The sequence below is a fragment of the Rivularia sp. UHCC 0363 genome (assembly GCF_034931125.1).
GTDB lineage: Bacteria > Cyanobacteriota > Cyanobacteriia > Cyanobacteriales > Nostocaceae > Rivularia.
In genome coordinates this window covers 57,235-80,558 of record NZ_JAYGHM010000032.1, presented here as the reverse complement: position 1 = coordinate 80,558, position 23,324 = coordinate 57,235, and the positions used below count along the sequence as shown (strand labels likewise).

Sequence of the window (23,324 nt, the reverse complement as noted above, 5' to 3'; positions counted from 1 at the left end):
AAATAATATTATTGATTGCTCCTTGTCCTCCCATTCACTCCCGCAACACATAACCAACACCGCGTACCGTTTGAATCAGCCGCTTTTCCTGATTCGCTTCCAACTTCAATCGCAGGTAACGCACGTAAACTTCAATAATGTTGGAATCCCCCATGAAATCGTAACCCCAAACTTCTTCAAGAATGCGATCGCGGGTTATGACTTGTCGGGGATGTGCGAGCAAATATTCAAGTAAATCAAATTCCTTAGCTGTCAAATCTATTAATCGCGAATCTCGGTAAACTTCCCTAGTACTGCGGTTTAATTTTAAATCTTCAAACTGTAAAACATCTTCGCTACTTTCTTCAGATGTCCTGCGAATACGGGCGCGGACTCTCGCCAACAACTCTTCTATACTGAATGGTTTTACTACATAATCATCTGCACCTGCATCTAATCCAGCAACGCGATCGCTAACTTCGTCTTTAGCGGTTAACAAAATTATCGGTACTTTATCCCCGGTGGTTCGCAAGCGTCGGCAAATTTCTAAGCCAGTCATACCCGGTAGCATCCAATCTAACAGAATTAAATCGGGATGCGATTCCCGTGCGATCGTTAATCCGGTTAGTCCATCGTTTGCTACGCTAACTTGATAACCCTCAAAACCCAACTCTAATTCTACAAATTTAGCCAGTTTTACTTCATCTTCAATCAGTAGAATATGCGCTTTCATAATTAATTATTCTATATAAATTTAAAATTGTCTTCAGCTTTGATTTTACGTATATATCGTGACTTATTTCAATAATTGAGTTTTGATAACAATTATTGTATATTCTTTGCATTGATTGTGAAATCTTGATAAGAAGTATAAAATAAGTTTAAGTACAAATATTTTACTTAGATAAATTAATCTGATTAAAAAATTATTGAGAAATAATTTATGTTATTAGAATCGCACCAAAAACAGCGAACTTTAGAAGTTTTATCATCTCTTAGCTATCGAAATGGCGAACTAAACAAATTTTTACAAGAAATTGCGATCGCTGTTAGTAAGTTAATTACTATAGATTGGTCTGTAGTCACGCTTTGTCAAAAAGGTTTTGATAAGATTCTTGCTAGCAGTATAGAACTAGATGATTACGAAACTACTTATTCATTGCACGGTGTTGTCACCGGAACAGTAGTAGAAACCGGAAAAAGCCTTACAGTTGATGATAGTAATACCTGCACCGAATATGGTCAAGTACCACAAGGATATCGTTCTTATTTAGGAGTTCCTTTACGCACTTCCCAAGGAGAGGTTATCGGTACAATTTGTTCGTTTCATCAACAACCCCGAAAATATAATTCCGAAGAAATTGCAATTGTAGAATTATTTGCCGAACGTGCAGCAACAGCAATTGATAATTATCAACTTTATCAGCAACAATGTAAATTTAATGAAATATTAGAAATTGAGGTTGGCAAAAGAACGGAAGAATTAAAAGCAGCGCAAGCAAAGCTAATAGAAAAAGAACGTTTAGCGGCGATTGGTGAATTTGCTTCCGGTATTATTCACGAAATTCGCAACCCTTTTACCACCATGAAAATGGGTTTGAGTTACTTTAATAAAGTTGATAAATCAGAAGCTTCTCAAATACGGTTATCCTTAGCATTAGAAGAAGCTGATAGGTTAGAAAGATTATTAACAGAAATCTTGTTGTATGCTAAACCTCAAAAGTTACAGATAGAGGTAATTGAAATAAATAAATTAATTCCAGAAATTTTAGAATCGCTACAAATAATGCCTTTCTCAACTCAACGTCAGATAGAATTTGATATAATATATTATCCCCCATCAACTCAATTAAAAGTCATGGGAGATAAAGATAAACTCAAACAAATAATTATTAATCTTGTCCGTAACGCTTGCGAAGCGATAAGCGCAGGAGAAACCGTCAAAGTTCAGCTTGAAAACAATCTCAAACAAGTCTCGATTAACATTTGCAACGGTGGAGAACCCATCCCACCAGAGGTTTTACCGAAATTAACTCAGCCCTTTTACTCGACAAAAGCCTCTGGAACTGGATTAGGATTAGCAATAGTTAAACGCATAGTAGAATCTCATAATGGTCAACTGTTAATTAAATCTTCCATTGAAGAAGGAACAATAATCAGCGTAAAATTACCAACCTGCTCTTAGCAATAAGCAGTAATATCTTCACCACATTCGTCAGCAAGATAGCACAAAGCTTTAAAGCGTAAAGTCACAACTTGCTCGTAAAGAGGATTTAACTTACACATAGGAGGAATGTGAAATAATTTACGACCAAAAACTACTATATCGCGTTCAAAAGGACATTGTGCGGGAATAGATTTACACAGAAAATGCGCTAATTTGGGGTTGCGAATTTCTTGAGAATCGAGCCATTGACGAATTGGAGAAAGAAAGTCGTTTTGGGATTTTAATTGAGTAAAGCTTGTCATATTTGTCACCTAATTTTTTAATGTTAGAGAATTAACTTTAAATCCTGTTCTACATATAAATAGGTTCAGATTTAATAACTTATGCATTCCTTTGAGGAACACCTTTAACTACATACAGCTACTTGAGTGTTCCGGATAATTTGAAGAACGAAAACTACTTAATTCATACAGCTCCCTTATAAATGAATAAATAGTTATTTATATATTCATGAATTTATCTATCAAATTTATATGACTTGTAACGCCGTTTCAATCAAAGGTGATACATATCGATAATGTAGGATTTCACCTTTGGTACAAAATTCCAACAAACATATATCGCTTAATTTTCACTTTGGGATTTACAAGTGCTAGTAAGAACCACAAAAGCTTCAATAAGATAAGATAAGATAACAGCGTAGACACATGGCTGTTTGCATATAGATCAACGATAACCAGTAACGAAGCAATACTTAAGATGCCCAAGTGGAAAATTGTAACAGAATTTACCTTTGATAGCGCCCATTACATCAAAGATTATAATGGCCCTTGCAGTCGGATGCACGGACATACTTACACAGTGCGAATTGAAGCCATTAGCACCAAACTACACTCCTCAGAATATTGTCCGCATCCGGTGATGGTTGCCGATTTTAGAAGCTTACGTTGGGCAAAAAAAGATGTTACCAAAGGAGGATTAGACCACTGCATTTTAAACGAAGTAATGCCTCCGGAATATGAAACTACATCGGAGATGATTGCTAAATATATATATGATGAAACCAAGAAAAAGTTACCAGAAGACGTAAAAATTAAAGTTGCAGTATCGGAAACGGCGAATTCTTGGGCTGAGTATGAAGATGATTGAAATTATGGAAATAAAAATAAGTAGGTGGGCGGGGAAATTTACAACTATATAACAAAATGTAAATAATCCGAAACCCTTGCGATTGCTTCGTCGTGCCTCCTTCCCTAAGAGGGAACACTCTGTGAATCTGCGCTTACGCACACGCAATGACAAAGTATAGTTATGTTTATTTACACCAACCTACTTAATATAAAAAACAGTAGATAAAAAAGTATCTAATGCGACCCTTCCACCTCATCTCCCCTACAATTGCTAAAAACAATAATTTAACCGAAGTTTATCAAAGCGATCGCGGCATTCTCTACCAAGGAGACTGCCTAAATTTTTTATCTTCTGTACCCGATGAAAGCATAGATATTATATTTGCAGATCCACCTTTCAATCTTGGTAAAAATTACGGTAAAGGTGTAAATGATAATCTCAAAGATAACGAATATCTCACATGGTCAAAAAAATGGCTAGATGAATGCGATCGCGTACTAAAACCAGGCGGAAGTTTATTCGTTTTTAACTTACCCAAATGGTGCATTGAATATGGTGCATATCTCAATCAAAAAGGTATGCTTTTTCGTCACTGGATTGCTTGTAGAATGCCAAAAGCTTTTCCGAGGGGTAAACGAATGTCTCCGGCTCATTATGGTCTAATTTACTATACGAAAGGAGAACCGGCAGTTTTCAATAAAGTTTATACACCAATACAAACTTGCCGACATTGTGACGGTGAAATTCGGGATTATGGCGGACATCGGAAGAAGTTGAATCCCCAGGGTATTAATTTGATGGACGTTTGGGATGCTCCTGAAGAAGTCTGGGAAGATGCTTCTGCTATTGATAACACGGAACAAATGTGGACTCAACTTGAGGAAGTATGGAGCGATATTCCTCCAGTACGTCACCGTAAATATAAGAAAAGAGGAGCCAATGAATTAGCTCCAATTATGTTAGAACGTATTATCGCAATGGCATCAAATCCAGGACAAATTGTAATTGATCCTTTCGGGGGTTCTGGTACTACATTTTATGCCGCTCAAAAGCTACAAAGATATTGGTTAGGTACGGAAATTGGTGATACTTTGGGAGCAGTTCAGCGACTAAATGATTTAGCTGATGGTAAATTTGAAGAATGGGAATCTGCAAGAGGAAAGAAAAAGGTGAAAATTCAAATAGATTCTCGACAATTAGATTTATTTTCTTAAAAATATAGATACATCTAAATCAAAGCACGACCATCCGTTCCTTTAGTAATTGTTGATATATTGCTATCTATCGCGTCATGTTCCACTACAAATATTTCCTTGTTCCCAGTCTCCGACTGGGAATGCATCTTTGAAGGCTCTGCCTTCTTTATATAACGGAGGCAGAGCCTTCCGTAAGGCATTCCCAGGCTCAGCCTGGGAACGAGAATATGCATGAAGTAAGATCGCCGAAAAAACTACAGAGTCAACACCCTAGTGTGTAACACTTTCAGTGATGACGGAACCTAAATTTTTCTATATCAACCGCAGTAATATAAATTTATTCAAGTGTGTTTGTAAGGTTTAGCTACCTAATAATTCCCCTTCCGATTAAAATCAAACTTCTATATTACCGATTAGTAACTATTTCCAAATATCTTTGCAAATCTTTAACCCGCTGTTGGGTAACATCAGTCAAACAACTAAGTTTAAGAACTGGTTCTAAAGTTCCTCCCTCTGCATCACCAGCTTCAAAAGCACAACTTTTATCTCTAAACTGAATCCAAGCAGTTTGAGCATCAACTAATCTTTTCTGCTGACTTGCGCGTAATTTTGGCTTTAACTGTCGATAAACTTGATTCAATTTTTGATCTGCTGTTTCATAACTTCTACCAGCACAAATTCTCATCTGTGAAGTTGTCTGAGGATTCTTACAGTTAACATTTTGAGCTATTTCGTAAGAATTACCGCGAGCCAAATTTGGTACAGCGACGATACCTAAAATTGGTAGAGAAATAAAAGCAATTTTTTGTAAGGTAGAACGTAAATTCATCAGTAAATATTCTTGTTTGTATTTGATATTTAGTACCTCAACATTAACCTCCTAGATTCCGGATTACGATCTTCCGTCTCCCCTCTCCTTACTAAGGAGAGGGGTAGGGGGTGAGGTTCTAATTTCGTGACTCACTCCATCAAAAATACCTCCGGTTCTCCCAATTCGGGTACAACATCAACTTCTATTTGGAAAGTACCAAAAAAACCCGTACCGCGAACTTCAAACTCCCAACCACCATTCTTAAATTCCATTGGTATTCCCTCATCATTATCGGCAAACCTTTCATCGTTATGCAAGAAAAGCTGTAACTTTTGATTTTCTGTTGGTAATAAAGCACGAATGTAATATTGCTTGCGAAAAATCACATTATCGGAAAAACCAATACCGAGTAAATCTCGTTCACCAACATAAAAATCAAGCCGGATGACCATATCTTTTTTAGTGATACTTTCATCTGACAAAATAGATGTAGTATCCAAATAACCTTCCCAAATTAACTTATTCTCATCAGCCCAATCAAACGCAAGTTCTTCGTTAGTTTCTTGAAAATGAATATTATTATCTGGATATTCGGAATTAGTTTTACTAAATGGACCGTAACAGTTTTCTGCTTCTTTACTTTGATGAAATAGCTCAAAATCTACAGCACGAGGTTTAATACAAACCCCCAAAAAAAACTCACTCTTACCAAATAAATCTTTACCGCGAGTTACATTACCGCGTACAAAACGTAATCTTGCTCTCAAGTTCCCAAAAAAGAAACGTGTGGCAATTTCAAATGCTTCTCTGGAAGTTATTAGCGAGTCTCTACCGCTGTGGCTTTTATGAATAAATGTTCTGGGTGAACCGGGTATTTGAGCATAGGTTTGTTTTACTAACCCGTCGCTGCGATTATAATTCGCTCCATACTCATCCCCCACAGAAAACAACCGATTTGCGAAGGATGCTGCTGGGATGTCATAGCTGCGGTAATTTGTCCCAACTACGGTTAACAATCTATTTAAAGGAAAATATTGATGAAAGTTAACGAAAGATTCGGGATTATTGGCGTTTTTTTGAAAGTTAGGATTAAAATGCTCTATTTCATCTTTAGCATCAATTCCAATCCAGTTTTCCATCACTTGAAATGAAATACCTTGGTGTGGTGTACCAAGAGTCACAATTTTGTTGATAAAATCTTCTGCTTTTTGGTTTTTTGTAGGATAAGCACGCTGTACGGCTTCCCGCACCAATAGTCCACCCATCGAATGAGCAATAATATTTACTTTTGGTATTGGTTTTTCACTATTTTGAATATGTGCGATTTCTCGAATAAACTCAATTAATCGTACCAGTGCTTTACCATAAGTTTCAAATGTCCGGTCATTAAGATCGTAATAGCGAAACACCCAAATTGTCTGAGAAACATCTTCTACTGATTCAAGTAAATGTAAAGCCATTGCTGGGTCAATAACTATTTTATCCCCCGAAAAAAATTTCTCTGCCTGCAAACGCTTGAAGTTATGGATAACATTCTTATCTTGGAGATTTTGCAGCGGCTGGGATAAAGAAACTCCTTGGTTAACCATGTTTTCCAAATTCAGCAACTTGCGGGGGAGCAGCGGTTCTTGATTTATTTCCTTACCATAATAACCAACTACATTTGTCGCATCTTGGTACTTCCAATTCGACTTCAAAAACCTTAAAATAAAGCCTTCATATATATAATTTTCACCTTGTTTTTGCGGATAAACGCTACCATCATTAAAACCTTGATATGCGTCCTTCTTTTCGTCCGAAACATTCAACTGACCAAAACCTCTAATTAAAATTATTGGCTGAGAATTCCGTGTAGGTTCAGACATAGTGACCTCTCAAAGATTATTTAGGAAAATTTAAGTATATCTATTAACTTTTATACCTAAATCTCATTGTTTTGCATATTTAATTTTAAAAAATTATGTCATATTGGATTAACAATTATGAATTTTTATGACTATAAAAGTAGTAGTAATAATTAATATTAAAAAAAGTTGATTCGCTTTCTTCTCAGATTTTACCGTAGGGAAATCACACCAGCAGATAAACCATATTGATGCAGAATATAGTTTAAAAAGGTTAAGCTTAATGAATAGTAGCTTTCTATTGCGCTGCTAATAATAAACTTCCAGAACCTGTTAACTTTTTATTGCGCTGTTTGAGAAATCCCTAATGCTAGAGCGAATCTTTGATTATCTTCAATATAATTTCAGCATTGAAGCATCTATAGTCTTACTTATTCTAATTTTCCTAGAAGCCGTGCTATCTGCGGATAACGCGATCGCCCTCGCTGCGATCGCCCAAGGTCTTGATGACGAAAAACTCCAACGTCAAGCGCTCAATGTGGGTTTAGTTGTTGCCTATGTGTTAAGAATAACTTTACTTCTCACTGCTACTTGGGTACAGAAATACTGGCAATTCGAGTTAATCGGTGCAGCTTATTTACTTTGGTTGGTATTTCAACACTTTACCTCCGCAGAGGATGAAGAACATCATCATCGTGGACCCCGCTACACCTCCTTGTTGCAAGTAATACCAGTAATTGCGTTTACAGATTTAGCTTTTTCCTTGGATAGCGTCACCACAGCGATCGCAGTTTCCGATACGAAATGGTTAGTAATCACTGGAACCACAATCGGCATTATTACCCTAAGATTTATGGCAGGTTTATTTATCCGTTGGTTGGATGAATTTGTCTACCTCGAAGATGCTGGTTATATCACCGTTGCATTCGTAGGGATGCGCTTGTTGTTGAGAGTCATCAACGAAGCCTTGGTTCCTCCTCAGTGGGTAGTAGTTAGCGCAATCGGCATTATCCTAGCCTGGGGATTTTCCAAGCGTACAGTTCCACTTATAGAAGAAACCGAAAAAATCGAAAAAATCGAAAAGACAGAAGTTGCAAATTAAGACATTGGGAATGGGGAATAGGGAATAGGTAATAGTTAAGAATAAGAAAAATTTGGATTTTGGATTTAAACTTTTACTCATGCCCAATGCCCAATGCCCAATTCCCAATGCCCAATACCTAATAATTATCTACTTCGCTGCTAACTCTTTGGAAAATTTTTCATTCAACCAAGGCATAATTTGTGGGTGCCAATTTACCAATTCATCGTTACTGAACCATAGAGAAATTTCTCGTTGTGCGGTTTCGATAGCATCGGAACCGTGGATCAGATTACGACCAATATCAACTCCAAAATCACCACGAATGGTTCCAGGTTCTGCCGTTAAAGGATTAGTCGCACCAATTATCTTTCTCGCAGCAGCAACAACACCTTCACCTTCCCAAACCATCGCTACAACAGGTCCCGAAGTAATAAAATCTACTAAGCCAGCAAAAAATGGTCTTTCTTTATGAACATCGTAATGCGATTCAGCTAATTCCCGGCTGACTTTCATAAATTTCAAACCAACCAAAGTAAAACCCTTGCTTTCATAGCGGCGAATTATTTCCCCGACCAATCCACGCTGTACGCCATCCGGCTTGATTGCTAAAAAAGTGCGTTCCATTACTATCTCCCATAAATTAATGAATCCATCACTGTTATTTGTCCGTCGTCATTCGGTTTTTGTCAATAGTTAAAGGAATTGGTAATTGGTAATTGGGAAAGAGTTGTCCAAGTGAGAAGTAAGTATTTATAAATTTATTGCTCGCGGTTCCCCATTCCCCATTCCCCATTCCCCATTCCCCAAAAATCTATATCTTACGTATATTTCCTCTACGAAATGAATGCGCTAAATTATAGACTCATGGGTGAAGTACAAAGGTGACTGATAAATGGGTGTTGAGTCAAGTGCGACATCGGCTGAAACAGGGAAACTATCATTGAATGGCAAAAAAGCGAAAGCTAAATTGAGTAGTAATCAAAAAGAACAGAAACTTCTGCCACCTAGCGCAATTTCAAATTCACCCCGGAGTCATTGGAGAATTGAAGATAGCGAAACTCTGTATCGCATTGAAGGTTGGGGACAGCCCTATTTCTCGATTAATGCGGCAGGTCATATTACTGTTTCCCCAAAAGGTGAACGCGGTGGTTCTCTGGATTTGTACGAATTAGTTAATTCGCTTAAACAGCGTAATTTGGGTTTACCTTTATTAATTCGCTTTTCAGATATTTTAGAAGATCGAATCGAGCGGCTGAATGCTTGTTTCGCAAAAGCTATAGCTCGTTATAACTACGCGGGAGTTTATCAAGGTGTTTTTCCCGTTAAATGCAATCAACAACGGCATTTAATCGAAGATTTAGTTCGCTTTGGGAAACCCCATCAATTTGGTTTAGAAGCAGGTTCCAAGCCGGAATTAATGATTGCTTTAGCACTGCTCGATACACATGGAGCTTTGCTAATTTGTAACGGCTACAAAGACCGTGAATATATGGAAACGGCGATGTTAGCTCAAAGACTTGGACAAACTCCAATTTTAGTTTTAGAACAAATTGAAGAAGTCGATTTAGTCATTGAAGTTAGTCGTCAATTAGACATTAAACCAATCTTAGGAATCCGCGCCAAACTTAGTACTCAAGGTATGGGCCGTTGGGGAACTTCCAGTGGCGATCGCGCTAAGTTCGGTTTGAATATTCCCGAAATTATTCGTGCTGTCGATAAGTTACGAGATGCCGATTTGTTAGATTGTTTGCAGTTGTTGCACTTCCATGTCGGCTCGCAAATTTCGGCTATTAATGTCATAAAAGATGCTATCCAGGAAGCTAGCCGTATCTATGTTGAGCTAGTGATTCTGGGTGCAAATATGAACTATCTAGATGTTGGTGGCGGGTTGGGTGTTGATTACGACGGTTCTCAAACCAATTTTTACGCTTCTAAAAACTACAATATGCAAAACTATGCCAATGATATCGTGGCAGAGTTAAAAGATGCCTGTAGAGAAAAAGATATTCCCGTACCAACTTTAATCAGCGAAAGCGGAAGAGCCATTGCGTCCCATCAATCAGTACTGATTTTTGACGTACTTAGTACCAGCGAAGTACCTTGCGAGCCACCCGAAGCTGTTCAAGAAGGTGAATCCCATATTATTTCCTACTTATGGGAAACCTATCAATCCATCAACGAAGAGAATTATCAAGAGTTCTATCACGATGCAGTCCAGTTCAAAGAAGAAGCCATTAGTCGTTTCAATTTAGGCATTTTATCCTTAAGGGAACGAGCTAAAGCAGAACAGTTATACTGGGCTTGTTGTTATAAAATTCTTCACATTACTAAACAGCAAGAATACGTACCCGATGACATGGAAGACCTGGAACTAATCATGTCTTCCATCTACTACATCAATCTCTCAGTGTTTCAATCAGCACCAGACTGCTGGGCGATCGATCAGTTATTCCCGATTATGCCGATACATCGCTTAGATGAAGAACCTAAGCGACGGGGTATTTTAGCAGACCTTACCTGCGATAGCGACGGTAAAATAGATCGTTTTATCGACTTACGAGACGTTAAATCGGTTTTGGAACTGCATTCTTTCCAACCGGGAGAACCTTATTACTTAGGTATGTTCCTCAACGGAGCCTATCAAGAAATAATGGGTAACTTACACAACCTCTTTGGCGATACAAATACGGTTCATATTCAATTGACACCCAAAGGCTATCAAATCAAGCACGTAGTTAAAGGTGACACAATGAGTGAAGTCGTAAGTTACGTACAGTACGATGCCGAAGACATGATAGAAAGAATTCGTCAGCGTTGCGAGCAAGCCTTGGAAGCAAATCATATTACCATTGCTCAATCTCAGCGACTGTTACAAACCTACGAACAAAGTTTGAGCCGATACACGTATCTTTCTTCTTGATTTTGGAATTGGGTAATGGGTAATGGGTAATCGCGAGCAATAAATTTATAACTTCTCACTTGGACAATTCTTTCCCAATTACCAATTCCCAATTACCAATTCAATTAGGATTAGTCTCTAATAGCTCAGCGATCGCCTGACGTTCTGCTGGGTTATGAGTAGATGGTGTTTGACGAGCGTCGGTAATTAACCAGTCTAAAGCAGTAGCTTGAAGGTCAATTGACGCTCCATCCTTGTCTACGCAGTAACGACCGAAGACTAATTTATCAACTAACCTTACTCCCGGTCCAAGTCGAGAATATTCAAAAATGACGCTATTTTCTACCGTAGCACCGCTACAGACGCAGCAAGAAGGACCAATGTAAACTGGACCAACGATTTTAGCTCCGTCCTCAATTTTGGTCATTGCACCAATGTAAACTGGACCAGTTATATCAACCTTGTCCCAATTTACGGACACATTTAAACCAGTGTAGATTCCTTCTCGTACTTGATTGCCGGGGATTTGGACATTTTTGATTTCCCCCAAAAGTACACCGCGAATTGCTCGCCAATAATCAGGTACTTTACCAATATCAACCCATTCAAAGTCCATTGGTTTAGCGTAGAATGGCGCATCCATTTCTACAAGTTTGGGAAATAAATCGCCACCAATGTCATACTCGACTCCAGAGGGAATATGTTCAAATATCTCTGGTTCAAAGATATAAATACCCGTGCTGATATTGGTACTTTTAGCTTCTTCGACAGTAGGCTTTTCTTGGAATTCCTTGATCCGACAATCATCATCGGTAACAACAATACCGTAGCTCGAAACTTCTTCCCTTGGTACAGTTTTAGTAATGATGGTAGCGATAGAACCCTTTTCCCTATGCCACTTCACGGCTGCCGTTAAATCCAGGTCAATTAAAGCATCGCCGCACATTACGATAAAAGTATCGTCGAAAAATGTCTTAAAATCCTGAATTTTTCTCATTCCACCAGCAGAGCCGATGGCTTTCCCGACTAATTTACCGTTATCGTCAATACTACCTTCAAAAGAGTAACCAATTTCTACACCAAACCGCTGACCGTCTCGAAAATAGCTTTCGATTTCCTCAGCCAAATGACTAACATTAACCATAATTTGGTTAAAGCCATGCTGACGTAACAGTTCAATTAAAAATTCCATCACTGGTTTTTGCAGGATGGGAATCATCGGTTTAGGAGTTGTGTAGGTAATTGGACGAACGCGAGTACCCTTACCCGCAGCCAAAATCATAGCTTTCATAAATACTTATTTCTCAACCACAAGCGAGTTTACGTCGAGCGAGCGATACTCCATCATCTGTTTTAATTTATGTGAAGTCATCCCAAAAAGCACGGAGAATGCAGTGTTAGTGCATTTTTAGCCTCCTGTTAGCATCTTAAATGATACGAAGTTGCCAATATTTAAATTTACTTATAATTCATTCTCTAAACCTTAATGGTCTACCACATTAATTTTGCTGGGTTATGCATTCGTAGTGCGAGCCGGAAAGGTCGCTCGTTACAATCAGCGAGCTAAAAGCAACTAGCGAGCAAGATGCTCGCACTACCCCACAACCTGCCGGTGGTTTTCAACCCCCGTCTAATAGCGAAAGTCCTATGAATAGGACTGAAATACAAGCCGTCAAAATTAATGAAATGAACTGCTAACGATCTACCAAGTTAACTTTACCGGGTAATTTTTTCCCTATTTCCTATTCCCTAACCTCACGCAAAAACTGTCTGCGTTTTCTGTCGCACGTTTAGTTAACTTGCTGCTTGAGACATCGAGCTATTAGTATCTGCAAGCAAACGGATTTTGATTTCCTGATAAAACTCTTCTTGATACAACTCCACCTTTGATTGAGCCGATAGCAGTAGTAGCGCCCAGAATACGCTGACTGTATGAGCATTTTCACCGCCGGAATGGTTTTTGTCTAAATCCGATAGCGATTTAGTTTGAGACCACCATTCTACTAACTGTTCCAAATTCATCCAGCTTTCTCCCAAATGCAGTTCTGCCGCTTTGGTATGTAAAACTTGTTCTAACTCTCCAGCTACTTCTGTGAGATTTTCTTGGTGCGCTAATTCTAATGCTGCTTTGAGAGTTTTAACCCCAGGTTGACGTTTTTTCGCTAAAGGTCTACTAGTTGTTTGTACTAGTTGCAGTTGGTTCGCCATTACCTGCAACTGATCGATCAACTCTTGTAAACTAACGCGACGTGCGGGTGGAGGCATCGCAGAACGCCGTCGTCGTAGCTGTTTCTCCAAAGGCAGTCTAGCTATACGCTCATTCAAAGCATCTTCACCATCAAGCAGAAATTCATCTCCTGCATAAGCATCAATTTCATCTTCTGCCGATTGCAATTCCATCAAAGTATTGGCTTTAAACAACACCAACATTGATGCCGATAAAAATGCTTGTCCTGACTGAGACAAATCTGCTTCATAACCCTTCGTGCTTTTCTCAGGTGCCATGAGTTCTATATAACGGTCTATCACCTCAACTACCTGCACATCCCAAGGGTCAATTTCACCTTGTTCGGCTTGGTGAATAAGTTGCGCGATCGTTTCTAAAAGCTCTGAAGCATCCATCGACAAATACTAGAATTTTTGTGAAAGGGCAGAATTGGAAGTTAGGAGTTAGGAGTTAGGAGTTAGGAGTTAGGAGTTAGGAGTTAAGAATTTCCCTCCATCTCCCCATCCCCCCATCCCCTTGTCCTCCCATCTCATCAAGTTGCTGACGCTTCGCTAGCTGGTGGTAGAGAAGGCTGTAGGGATTGAATTTGGGCTTGGTAATTTTCAACTTTGGATTCTAATTCTTGAATGCGAGCATTTTTTTGACGAACTTTTTGACCAGACCATAAAAGTCTTTCTAAATGAGTCCAAACGCTAAACAACCAAGCCAAAACTCCGCCTAAACCCAATGCTATAAGCAATTCAATTGAAATCGGAGCCTGTACTTCCATTCCCGGAATTAGATGAATCGTTCCTAATTCAGTGTTTTCTATACTGAACAAAGCAAAAGCTAAACAAAAAATAAAAATTATTGCAAAATTTACTTGTCTCATTGGAAACTATCAAGTTAAGTAATTAGTGTGGCTATTGTTTCCCCGGTCTTTCCCATTAATACTCGCCATGAATGGTAAGTATTAGTAGTGCAACTCTGATAAAAAAGCATTTTTAGTAATGCAGTAGTTACACATCTACGAATAATAGAGTATAAGAATAAAATTCACCCTCGAAAGTATATCACGATATTTTTATACCTTTTCCTATTCAAAAATCACACTTTAATTATGGTTTTTATCCAGAACAAAGGTCTAAAACAGCTAGTTCGTAGTCAAAGACATAAATTTAATTCATCAATTTTTAATTAAAAATTTATTAAAAATTAATTTATCCTTAACTTTTCTGCTCTAGCGTTTTCCATCGCTGATATTTTTGACTCGGTAAAACATATTCTCCCTCAAGACTACTCATAATTAATTTTGATAACCAGTGTTAAAGAATACTAATTTTCAGTTGCAGTAAGTAAGTGGGTCAAATTAAATATAAAACTTCACTCTGACTCCGGCTTCCTTCTCCTTAATAAGGAGAGGGGTTAAGGGTGAGGTCTTATCTTATATTTAATTACGCCTATCTACTTACCATCAGGAGAATAATTAGGAGTTATGAGTTAGAAATAATAAATTCAAATCTAAGTAAGTCGGCAGAAATAAACAGAACTATGTAACGGTTGGGTAAATTAACTTTAAACCCTTACCCGACCTACTTATTAGCTGTTTACAGCTCCGATGGTTCTTGATCAATGGTAATAGACACGGATTGAGTGGAATTTTCTTTTCTAAGAGCATCGAAGGTGCCTTTAATAGTTCCAGCGATGGGAATCGCAACCAATGTTCCTAATAATCCAGCAATCTCGAAGCCCATCAAAATAGCCACAAAAATCCAGATGGGATTTAGTCCAGTAAACTTTCCCTGTAATTTAGGAGCCAACAAATTATCTTTAACTTGCTGTATCAAAAATGAAAAGAATGCTAGTTGAGTTGCCAACCACCAATTTTGCAGTAGTAGCAGTATAGTGACTAAACCAATGCCTAAAGTCGCTCCCACAAAAGGGATAAGTTGGGACAACCCGATGACCACAGCAAATAAAAAAGCAAATGGGATGCCAATAAATAAAAAAATTGGTGTCAGACTCGCTACCATGAATAATGCTAGTAACAACTGACTGAGAAAAAAGTAATGGAAATTGAGTAGTAAGGATTTGCTTAAAGGAAATCGGATTTTTTCAGGTAAGAGATTTAGTAAGCCATACCAAACGCGATCGCCATATAAAAGCATATAGAAGGCTAACACTATTACTAACGCTGTATTAACTAACGTTGATATAAGGGTTGCGGCAAATCCCACGGCACCGAATGGTAGTTGTTGTAGCAAGTTTTCGATACTAGCGTTAGTTTGATTAGCTAATATTTTCAAGTTTATTAACGGTAAGCGTCTTTTTTTTGCGATCGCTTCTAATTGTTCTAGCTGGTCTTGAAAACTGTTTAACCAATCGGGAATTTTGTCGGAAAGCTGGATGGTTTGATTTATGGCCAGTGGTACCAAGGTAATACCGATCAAAATCACTAAAGTTAAAGTTACCAATAAAACTATAGTTACCGCCCATTCACGCGAAATACGAGCGCGTTCTAAAAATTTGACGGGGTAATTGAGCAAAAAAGCGAGGATTGCTGCAACACTTAAAATGGTCAGTGGATGCCGAAAGTAATGAAACAGGAAAGACAGCAGTCCAACATTAAGAGCTATAATTGGGGCGCTCAAACCATATACTAATAAATTTTTTAGGGAAGCCCAACGGCGCATCCGCATAAATTTTTTTTAATTGTATTATTACTATAATTTTGCAATCAAATAATTGTAATGGATAAAACTATAGCTGACCTTCGCCAAGACTATACTTTGCAGGGCTTAAGTGAAACCGAGGTCAATTCTAATCCTTTTGTACAGTTTAAGGAATGGTTCGACCAAGCGCTGAGTGCCGATATTTTAGAACCAAACGCTATGACTGTTGCGACTACTACTACAGATGGTAAACCGTCAGCAAGAATGGTGTTGTTAAAAGATTTTGACGATCGCGGTTTTGTATTTTATACCAACTACAATAGCCAAAAAGCCCAAGAATTAGCAGAAAATCCCCAAGCTGCTTTAGTATTTTGGTGGGCTGAACTCCAGCGTCAAATTCGGATTTGCGGAAGGGTAGAAAGAATTTCTGATGCGGAGTCCGATCAATATTTTTATAGTCGTCCTTTTAACAGTCGTTTGGGTGCTTGGGCTTCAAATCAAAGCGAAGTCATCGAAAATCGAGAAGTGCTGGAACAACACTTGGAAGAATTAAAAGCAAAATACCAAGATCGAGAAGTACCCCGTCCGTCCCATTGGGGAGGAATTCGAGTTATACCAGCAGAAATCGAATTTTGGCAGGGACGTTCTAGCCGTCTTCACGACCGTTTAATTTATACAAGAAATGAAGATGATAGTTGGAAGATTCAGCGCTTGTCTCCTTAATTGTTTGGGGAAGTTGATTTTATAATTTATCCGGCGGTTGAAACCGCTGCTACACAAGCGAAACCCGCCGTGGCAAGGGTTAGTTAATCAAACATATTCTTGTGGGATGGGCTTCTAGCCCGTCTTTTTTTATATATAGCAATCCTAAATGATTTGTGAGAAATTGATAAATCAACTGGCGGTTAAAACCGCTACTACACAAGCGAAGTCCACCTGCGTGGACTTAATCAAACAACCCGCGCAGGCGGGTTTTGCCTGTATAGCCGCGACTTCTAGTCGCCAGGTATGAATAAAAATTTACTTGTTATTCCAATCCTACATCTACGTGTTTTCTCACATTCAAATTCGGATTGCTATAGGCGAGAAAAATATATTAAAGCTTTAAAATTCAGACACTAGTATTAACAGAGACAAGAGATATACTTGTTGATTAAGAAGTTTTTACTTTTATCAATTTATAAAAATTGTATTATATGGGTGAAGAGACAGTAATCACAATCTTATTAGCAATTAATTTAATTGCTTTTGCCTATATTTCTATAGGTGGCTTCATCAAAATATCTGGTGAAGATTCAACTAAGCTTAGCGTTACTTTTAGACCAAAGTCAAGTTTTTTTCTAGCAATATTTACAATTAATTTTTTCTTTTTAAGTTTATTAGATACTTCGGGTCAAATTCTAATTCACAAAATTACTTGCGAGCATTCTATAAAGAATATTTCAAATACCAACATTGATTCCAATCCAAGACAAGATTATTTGCCAACAAACTGTAATATTACAGACATTGGTTGGTTTAAGCATGAAAAGAATCCAAAGTTAATTTCAAACATAATTGAAGCAAAAGTAGAAAAGATAATAGAATTTGACGAACACCATAGAAAACACGTTAGTTATCAAATATTTTTGCTAACTCAGAGCGAAAGTATTCCTTTTGCAGACTATATGTATCTGAATTATGAAATAGAAAATATAAAAAAATTAACATCGTCAATCAATAATTTTTTAATAAATAATGAAGAAAAAGAATTAATAGGCATCGTAGACGATAGAGTTTGGAGTTATATAGTTTTTGGAATTTGTCTATTTTTTGGAATGATAATTTTGTTACTAACACTAACAGGTTTATTTGTTAACTTTACCTTTGATAAAGAAACAAATATTGTAACTGTCAGCCGCTACAGATGCTTCGGAATGTTTGGTAAAAAAGTAACTCAATATCCTTTCGACGATATTATAGATATAAAATATAACCGTATAGAATTAGATGAATCTGGATATAGGTATCAGGTCTTTTTAGTAGTACCAGAGAATGAAATACGTTTAAATCCTATAGGCATGATTTCAAGCAACATAGATGGTTCTTATATTGTGATGGTGATTAAAAAATTTTTAGGAAGATGGAACTAAAGTTTGATAATTCATGAAGTCCACGGAGGTGGACTTTGCCTGTGTAGACGCGGTTTCAACCGCCAGATTTATTTATGGATTTGCTTTCTTCCTCATCATCCCAAGGAGGAATTTCTCCTGTAGCTCTGGGTGTGATATTAAATTTTTCATCCTCACATGGTATTTCTGTTGTAATACTTGGAGGCTTAGTTTGATCGTCCTGCTGGGAATCATCATCATCATCCCAGGGTGGTATTTGTCCGACAATTTTTGGATGAGTAGGAACTTCGGTTGTAATTACAGTTATACGAGGTTTTATGTTTTCCTCCGTAATGTCAGATTTGATATTTTCTGTATTTATTTCAGTTTCGCAAGGTTTATTAAGTTCTCCTTGAGATTGCTTGATCGAAGTCTTAATTCTGATGGGGAATTTTTTACCTTTTTTCTCGGTCATTGCGATTCGTTCCTGTATTTAGATATTTAATTAAATATTTAATTAAACCCAGTTCATTTCATGGAGGATGTCTCCTGAGTGTTTGTCAAAAATTTCCCCCGTCATTTGGGGTAACTCAGGAACCTCATTTAATTTCTTCAACAGTACAAATTGCAAATCAGTAAAGCTTTCACGTACCGCTTGAAAATCTGGATCTCTATTTGCCCAATCCCAAAGATTGCGATCGCGATCTCGTAATAAAGCGTAAACTAAGTACTTTTGGGATTTTCGCTTTGCTTGTTCGTCACCGTTATTTTGTGCGGTAAAAATTGCATACCAAGAAGCTAAGTTGTACAAAAATCGAGAACCTAGCTCGGATTCTGCATTCCACTGCTTCTCTAGCAGTTGTATCTCTGTTTGAGCCTCCTTAACGAGAGTTTCCTCTTTCGTTAGTAACTGCGCGATCGCTTTACCAACTTTAATCCTTCTTCTCACAGTTTCATCTTCACATCTAGCGAATGCTTTTTCGTATTGTAAAATTGCTTGTCGCTGACGGTTAATTTTGGCGCTTTCTTGAAAATCTTTTCCTTGAATGCTGTAAGTATCGCCTAAATTTTCGTAAGGTTGATACCAGTTAGGGTCGAGTTCTATTGCTGCTTGTAAATCTTCAATTGCTAATTGGTAAAAAAATCTGCCATGAGTTGGAGCGCTGGCATAATTAATTACACCAAAAAAGTTATTTATCTGTGCTTGATAAAGTTTGTACCAGTTGCCAAGATAATACCAGGGTACGTTAGCGAGCATTTCTCTTCTGGAAAGTTCCAGCGCTAACCACCGAGTCGCAGGTTTTAATAAAGCACGGTAGCGGTCTTTAACTTCCGGATATGAATCAATTACGGGTAATTCAACCCCATCAATAACTGGTTTAGATGCCGTTTTAGGTACCGTTTTGATTACCGTTTCAGTTTCCGCTTCTTCCCAAATAGTATAAAGTTTAGAAGCAATGCGACCTCCAATATCCGTAATTTCAAAGGTTATTCCCAATTTGCGGTAATCTTCACCCTGGCTTTGTAAAATGCTCGTAACTTTCGTACCGTAAGCAGGAAAGATAATTTTGAGCAGACTTACGAAAGGGTCTATTTGATCCGGTGTAAACTCGTTGAGCGAAGCTATTAAGTTAGAAAGTCTTTCATCGGGAGTTGCTTGCGGTAAGGATAATTTATCGGGAGGACGATAAGTCCCCAGTCCACTAACGCGAATATGTTCCTTTAACCGCTGGTGAACCCCCTTCATTTCCCGTACCAATCTTTCTCGTCCCAACTGACTCAAACCCGGTAAAACCAATTCCATTCCTTCCGCACCAGAAGCATTAGTAAAATTATCAATTACTAACTGAGATGCGCGAAAAGCAATCAGTAAAATAATTCGATGAATCAGAACCAGACTCAGTAAAATAATCGCAACTTTAGCCAGAAAGAAAACTATCCGATTGAAGCTTTTATCTAGCTTATCTAAACTTTCTAACCCTTCCTCAATCGGAGTATTTGGTTTTTCTTGTTCTGATCCTGGTTTAGCAAGAATTATTGGTGTATCTACTTGCGCTGAATTAGATGTTGGCACTTGGGAACATCCCGAACCCAAATTAATTGCTACAAAGGTAAATACTAATACAAGCTTCTTTTTCACAACTGCTGCAATTGAATGGTTTTTTTGACAGCAGATTTTACCTGCGTATCATAAGTGACGTATTACTAACACAGATTTTGGTAATTGGCAACAGAAGATGGGGTGATGGGGTGTTTGCTACACCTATCTCAAGTTGGAAGCATTAAATACGCTTTTATTTATTACTAAAGTACAATCTGTGATTTGGGTCAAGCCAAACAATGTAAAAAATTTCTTCAATAAAAAATCCATGCACCCTACCATATTTGTTAGAAGATATTGAGAATTGATAAGGTGTGTCTACCAAATCATCTTCATTGGGAATGCCAAAACACGATTCGGTAGTATCTGACCAATCAATTGGGTGACAACGTAACGCTTTGCTACGATTACTCAAAAGTTCTTGGAAGCTATAGTTACTAACATCTCTCAATCTTTCAAGAAATACTACTAAATATTCTGGCTGATTGTTGGTAACTGAGAACTTCTCGTGGTTGCTTTGGAAGTACTTGTAAGAAAAGCAGATACCTTTTCGCTTTGGGATTGAAGTAGGCTTTATTCCTTTACCAGAATGGATATTGCGCTTAGGCTGCGGAATCTTCTTCTTCGACACGGGGTTTAAAATACTCCCTCATTGACTCCTTACTAATAATCTCATGACAAGGAGCATCGGTTGGTTTTTCACCCCTAGCTTCAATCCAAGGAGCTTCAAAACGTGTCATTTGCTCCAGTTCGTAAGCATCAATACCAAAATAAATATCTGTAACTTCTGAGAGAAATTGTTTAATTTCTTCAGTGAATCTTGGCTCCTCAACTTCCTTCAAAATAGGCTTCCATTTGAATTCACAGTATTCTTTATATAGTTCTGGAATAACGGGACCATGTATCCAAGCTTCAAAATCTTCATCAAACAAAGGCTGATCGTGAATCGCCAAATACCAAGCCTGGGCGTAGTAAACCAACTTTTGCAGTTTGAGATTACTAATAAAAGACCCAGTATAGTTTGCTAACCAAATAAAGTAATCAGCGATATCTTGAGCCTTTACCACACATTTTACCTCCTTTTTAGTACAATAATACTTAAAACATATTGCACACTTATTTACTCTTCAAAAGTCTGGTCAATATTCCTAACTCTTAACTCCTAACTCTTCACTTGAAAACTGAACTCTAGGATCTGGCATAAAGCTGTATCTCAGGTAAAATCCTAGTACGATAAATAGCACTATTAGCAAAGTACCAATACCCATCGGACTGGGAAGCCAGAAAACCGCTTCAATATGATTTAACTGTCCTGGTTTGAGTTTCCATGAAAGTTGTTTGTTATTTTTTAACGGTTCGATGGATTCATTTTGGATACTGTTAGCACCCCAAGGAGCGTTCAAGTTAAATTCTAAATCGAGAATTGAACCAGCGTTAGTTAAAACGTTACCTTTACTCGAAATTAAAGCTAAGGAACGCAAATCTAAATCGTAAATTAGGCGATCGCGTACTAACAGTAAAAAATTACTCTGCGATAATTGTAAGTTTGATTCTATTTTTGGTAGTTCTGATTCGGCTTTCGCAGAGCGAGATTTAGAATTATTTTTGGAGTTAAAAAATGTGTTGTATTTTCGTTGTAATTCCCTACCGTTACTAAAGGGAATGGTCACAATTACTTCTTCTTGAGAAATCCGCTGTGCTTTTCCTTCTAATTCTTTAGCTCGTCTTTCGATGCTGTCCAACCATTCGTAAACTGAATCACCGCTAAAGCTTGTGAGTTTTTCTCCTAATTTAATATGCTGGACGAATTGTCCGTAATTAGCATTGTTTAAATTTACACCCAAATCATAATCTACACAGCCAGTTAACAGTGATGCTAACAGTAAAATGCATACAAGCCCTATTCGCTTAGAAAAATTTTTAACTAATTGTGACATAATTACAAAATTAGAATTACAAAATTAAACGGGTTTTCAACAGACTTTCAGATTTTGCGATCGCTTGTGGCACTATAAAGCTTAATTGTTCAAATTAACCAAATCAAGCTACCCAAAGTCACAGCAATCACAATTAAGGTTAGCCAGATAAAGCGATTATCTTGAGTATTTACCTGACTTAAATCAATAAATTCCGGTTCTAATGGCTGTTTAGGTGCGGAAGATTTTTTTACAGATGCAGCTAAACGCATTTTACTTTCATTATCGGACAATGTTCCCAAATCAGGTATTTCAGTCATCCATTCTTTGGGACGTTCCAACTTAGGTGCTTTGAAAATATACTGCAATCGCTTTGCATCTTTGCTTGTATCTGGATAAGGATGACGTTTAAGCTGTTCGCAAAGGTCGATCGCTTCTTGATTACGTCCAGCAGCTTCGTAAGCCGTTGCTAACCAAATTTGCACCTCACCTCCAAGGCTACTATTGCGCGATAACAAAGCACAAGCTTTTTCTAATTCCTCAACTGCTTGACGGTATTTGCCGTTTTCAAAAGCAGCTTTTCCGTTACGGTAGCGTTGTTTGGCAATTTCTAAATCAGAACTCACTTTTCATCTATAAACAATCAACATCTTTATTTTGCCGCTTTAAAGCAACATTTTGAGAAACTTTTATAAAGGTAAGTATTTTTTGGGAGAAAAATTCTAAAATTTTAATTAGGTAGGTAGATTCGCCGATATTTAGCCATCGGTGGTTAGCTAGGAGAAGTATTATGTTTAAGAACGCAAAAGCGCAACCGTATTTTTTGGGCTTGGGAATTGCGATCGCTTTTATCGGTGCTGTAGCAACACCCGCCTCGGCTCAATCTGTCATAATCATTAATGGTGGCAATTCTGACTATGGTAGACAACATCCGACTGTAGGTAATTTTATCTACGGCAGCCCTATTTTTACACCCGTACCCGTAAATCCCGCAACGGGACAAATACCCACTCAAAGTTATTTCTCCCAACCTTATACAACAAGGATTTATAACCCCACCTATATTAATCCAGTTTTAGTTAACCCAACGATGATTAAAAGTCCCCGAAATCAAAGACGTTATTACCGCAATTTGCGACGACAAGGTTATCAGCAACCAGGTTCGCGGATTATCATTAATTCCCCTTGGTAAAGGGAGTAGCTAGCTAGTAGGTTGGGTTAGGTGGAC

23 protein-coding genes are annotated in these 23,324 nt (G+C 37.8%); 8 read left to right on the top strand and 15 right to left on the bottom strand.

The genetic code is table 11. The annotated features are described in order from the left end of the window. Nucleotides 1–34: 34 nt before the first annotated feature. Entirely contained in the window at nucleotides 35–712 is a 678-nt protein-coding gene (locus tag VB797_RS18900; RefSeq protein WP_323239268.1) for a response regulator transcription factor, read from the bottom strand. Nucleotides 713–922: 210 nt separating this feature from the next. Here VB797_RS18900 and VB797_RS18895 point away from each other — a divergent pair, with 210 nt between their 5' ends. Next, nucleotides 923–2,164 carry an ATP-binding protein gene (locus VB797_RS18895; RefSeq protein ID WP_323239267.1) on the top strand — a complete coding sequence of 414 codons (1,242 nt, stop codon included), beginning with the start codon at nucleotides 923–925 and terminating at the stop codon, nucleotides 2,162–2,164. Here the strand turns inward: VB797_RS18895 and VB797_RS18890 are convergent. After that, on the bottom strand, nucleotides 2,161–2,448 hold the full coding sequence (locus VB797_RS18890; RefSeq protein ID WP_323239266.1) for a Mo-dependent nitrogenase C-terminal domain-containing protein: 288 nt from the start codon (nucleotides 2,446–2,448) through the stop codon (nucleotides 2,161–2,163). The two genes, VB797_RS18895 and VB797_RS18890, sit on opposite strands and share 4 nt — an antisense overlap. Before the next feature lie 457 nt (nucleotides 2,449–2,905). Between VB797_RS18890 and VB797_RS18885 the strand changes: the two genes are divergently transcribed. Beyond that, nucleotides 2,906–3,295: a 6-carboxytetrahydropterin synthase gene (locus VB797_RS18885; RefSeq protein ID WP_323239265.1), complete on the top strand. Its 390-nt coding sequence runs from the start codon at nucleotides 2,906–2,908 to the stop codon at nucleotides 3,293–3,295. A gap of 218 nt (nucleotides 3,296–3,513) precedes the next feature. Further along, on the top strand, nucleotides 3,514–4,491 hold the full coding sequence (locus VB797_RS18880) for a site-specific DNA-methyltransferase (protein WP_323239264.1): 978 nt from the start codon (nucleotides 3,514–3,516) through the stop codon (nucleotides 4,489–4,491). Nucleotides 4,492–4,879: 388 nt separating this feature from the next. Here the strand turns inward: VB797_RS18880 and VB797_RS18875 are convergent, their stop codons facing one another. Together VB797_RS18875 and VB797_RS18870 are read right to left on the bottom strand one after the other, a co-directional pair. Next, nucleotides 4,880–5,302, bottom strand: coding sequence for a lysozyme inhibitor LprI family protein (locus tag VB797_RS18875; protein ID WP_323239263.1), 423 nt, complete (start codon nucleotides 5,300–5,302; stop codon nucleotides 4,880–4,882). 131 nt (nucleotides 5,303–5,433) lie between these two features. Next, nucleotides 5,434–7,149, bottom strand: a complete 1,716-nt coding sequence (locus tag VB797_RS18870; RefSeq protein WP_323239262.1) for a hypothetical protein — start codon at nucleotides 7,147–7,149, stop codon at nucleotides 5,434–5,436. Between the two features lie 346 nt (nucleotides 7,150–7,495). On the opposite strand from VB797_RS18870, the gene VB797_RS18865 reads away from it, so the two are divergent. Further along, a complete protein-coding gene (locus VB797_RS18865; RefSeq protein WP_323239261.1) occupies nucleotides 7,496–8,230 on the top strand; it encodes a TerC family protein in 735 nt (244 codons plus the stop codon). A gap of 129 nt (nucleotides 8,231–8,359) precedes the next feature. Here the strand turns inward: VB797_RS18865 and ndk are convergent, their stop codons facing one another. Continuing rightward, nucleotides 8,360–8,836 (bottom strand): nucleoside-diphosphate kinase, encoded by a 477-nt coding sequence (gene ndk, locus VB797_RS18860; RefSeq protein WP_323239260.1) that lies wholly within the window; start codon nucleotides 8,834–8,836, stop codon nucleotides 8,360–8,362. Between the two features lie 268 nt (nucleotides 8,837–9,104). On the opposite strand from ndk, the gene speA reads away from it, so the two are divergent. Next, nucleotides 9,105–11,132: a biosynthetic arginine decarboxylase gene (gene speA, locus VB797_RS18855; protein ID WP_323239259.1), complete on the top strand. Its 2,028-nt coding sequence runs from the start codon at nucleotides 9,105–9,107 to the stop codon at nucleotides 11,130–11,132. 100 nt (nucleotides 11,133–11,232) lie between these two features. Here speA and VB797_RS18850 read toward each other — a convergent pair whose 3' ends face one another. The 4 genes from VB797_RS18850 to VB797_RS18835 form a co-directional block, all read right to left on the bottom strand. Then, a complete protein-coding gene (locus tag VB797_RS18850) occupies nucleotides 11,233–12,402 on the bottom strand; it encodes an NDP-sugar synthase (RefSeq protein WP_323239258.1) in 1,170 nt (389 codons plus the stop codon). 503 nt (nucleotides 12,403–12,905) lie between these two features. Continuing rightward, entirely contained in the window at nucleotides 12,906–13,733 is an 828-nt protein-coding gene (locus tag VB797_RS18845; protein WP_323239257.1) for a ScpA family protein, read from the bottom strand. Between the two features lie 137 nt (nucleotides 13,734–13,870). Further along, nucleotides 13,871–14,209, bottom strand: a complete 339-nt coding sequence (locus VB797_RS18840) for a LapA family protein (protein WP_323239256.1) — start codon at nucleotides 14,207–14,209, stop codon at nucleotides 13,871–13,873. Between the two features lie 715 nt (nucleotides 14,210–14,924). Next, on the bottom strand, nucleotides 14,925–16,010 hold the full coding sequence (locus tag VB797_RS18835; RefSeq protein ID WP_323239275.1) for an AI-2E family transporter: 1,086 nt from the start codon (nucleotides 16,008–16,010) through the stop codon (nucleotides 14,925–14,927). A gap of 57 nt (nucleotides 16,011–16,067) precedes the next feature. Here VB797_RS18835 and pdxH point away from each other — a divergent pair, with 57 nt between their 5' ends. Together pdxH and VB797_RS18825 are read left to right on the top strand one after the other, a co-directional pair. Continuing rightward, nucleotides 16,068–16,712 carry a pyridoxamine 5'-phosphate oxidase gene (pdxH, locus tag VB797_RS18830; RefSeq protein ID WP_323239255.1) on the top strand — a complete coding sequence of 215 codons (645 nt, stop codon included), beginning with the start codon at nucleotides 16,068–16,070 and terminating at the stop codon, nucleotides 16,710–16,712. A 473-nt stretch (nucleotides 16,713–17,185) separates the two neighbouring features. Next, the gene (locus VB797_RS18825; protein WP_323239254.1) at nucleotides 17,186–18,121 is read left to right on the top strand and encodes a hypothetical protein; all 936 of its coding nucleotides are present in this window, start codon (nucleotides 17,186–17,188) and stop codon (nucleotides 18,119–18,121) included. Between the two features lie 55 nt (nucleotides 18,122–18,176). On the opposite strand, the gene VB797_RS18820 is transcribed toward VB797_RS18825, so the two are convergent. The 6 genes from VB797_RS18820 to VB797_RS18795 all read right to left on the bottom strand — a co-directional run bounded on the left by VB797_RS18820 (nucleotide 18,177) and on the right by VB797_RS18795 (nucleotide 22,722). Then, the gene (locus tag VB797_RS18820; protein ID WP_323239253.1) at nucleotides 18,177–18,554 is read right to left on the bottom strand and encodes a hypothetical protein; all 378 of its coding nucleotides are present in this window, start codon (nucleotides 18,552–18,554) and stop codon (nucleotides 18,177–18,179) included. Nucleotides 18,555–18,596: 42 nt separating this feature from the next. Continuing rightward, nucleotides 18,597–20,219: a hypothetical protein gene (locus VB797_RS18815; RefSeq protein WP_323239252.1), complete on the bottom strand. Its 1,623-nt coding sequence runs from the start codon at nucleotides 20,217–20,219 to the stop codon at nucleotides 18,597–18,599. A 154-nt stretch (nucleotides 20,220–20,373) separates the two neighbouring features. Then, on the bottom strand, nucleotides 20,374–20,811 hold the full coding sequence (locus VB797_RS18810) for a hypothetical protein (protein WP_323239251.1): 438 nt from the start codon (nucleotides 20,809–20,811) through the stop codon (nucleotides 20,374–20,376). Beyond that, on the bottom strand, nucleotides 20,783–21,247 hold the full coding sequence (locus VB797_RS18805; RefSeq protein WP_323239250.1) for a Panacea domain-containing protein: 465 nt from the start codon (nucleotides 21,245–21,247) through the stop codon (nucleotides 20,783–20,785). Before VB797_RS18805 ends, VB797_RS18810 begins: the two co-directional genes overlap by 29 nt. Before the next feature lie 81 nt (nucleotides 21,248–21,328). Next, nucleotides 21,329–22,117 carry a DUF3153 domain-containing protein gene (locus tag VB797_RS18800; protein WP_323239249.1) on the bottom strand — a complete coding sequence of 263 codons (789 nt, stop codon included), beginning with the start codon at nucleotides 22,115–22,117 and terminating at the stop codon, nucleotides 21,329–21,331. An 89-nt stretch (nucleotides 22,118–22,206) separates the two neighbouring features. Beyond that, the gene (locus VB797_RS18795) at nucleotides 22,207–22,722 is read right to left on the bottom strand and encodes a hypothetical protein (protein WP_323239248.1); all 516 of its coding nucleotides are present in this window, start codon (nucleotides 22,720–22,722) and stop codon (nucleotides 22,207–22,209) included. Between the two features lie 164 nt (nucleotides 22,723–22,886). Here VB797_RS18795 and VB797_RS18790 point away from each other — a divergent pair, with 164 nt between their 5' ends. After that, nucleotides 22,887–23,288 carry a hypothetical protein gene (locus VB797_RS18790; protein WP_323239247.1) on the top strand — a complete coding sequence of 134 codons (402 nt, stop codon included), beginning with the start codon at nucleotides 22,887–22,889 and terminating at the stop codon, nucleotides 23,286–23,288. The last annotated feature ends 36 nt before the right edge of the window (nucleotides 23,289–23,324 follow it).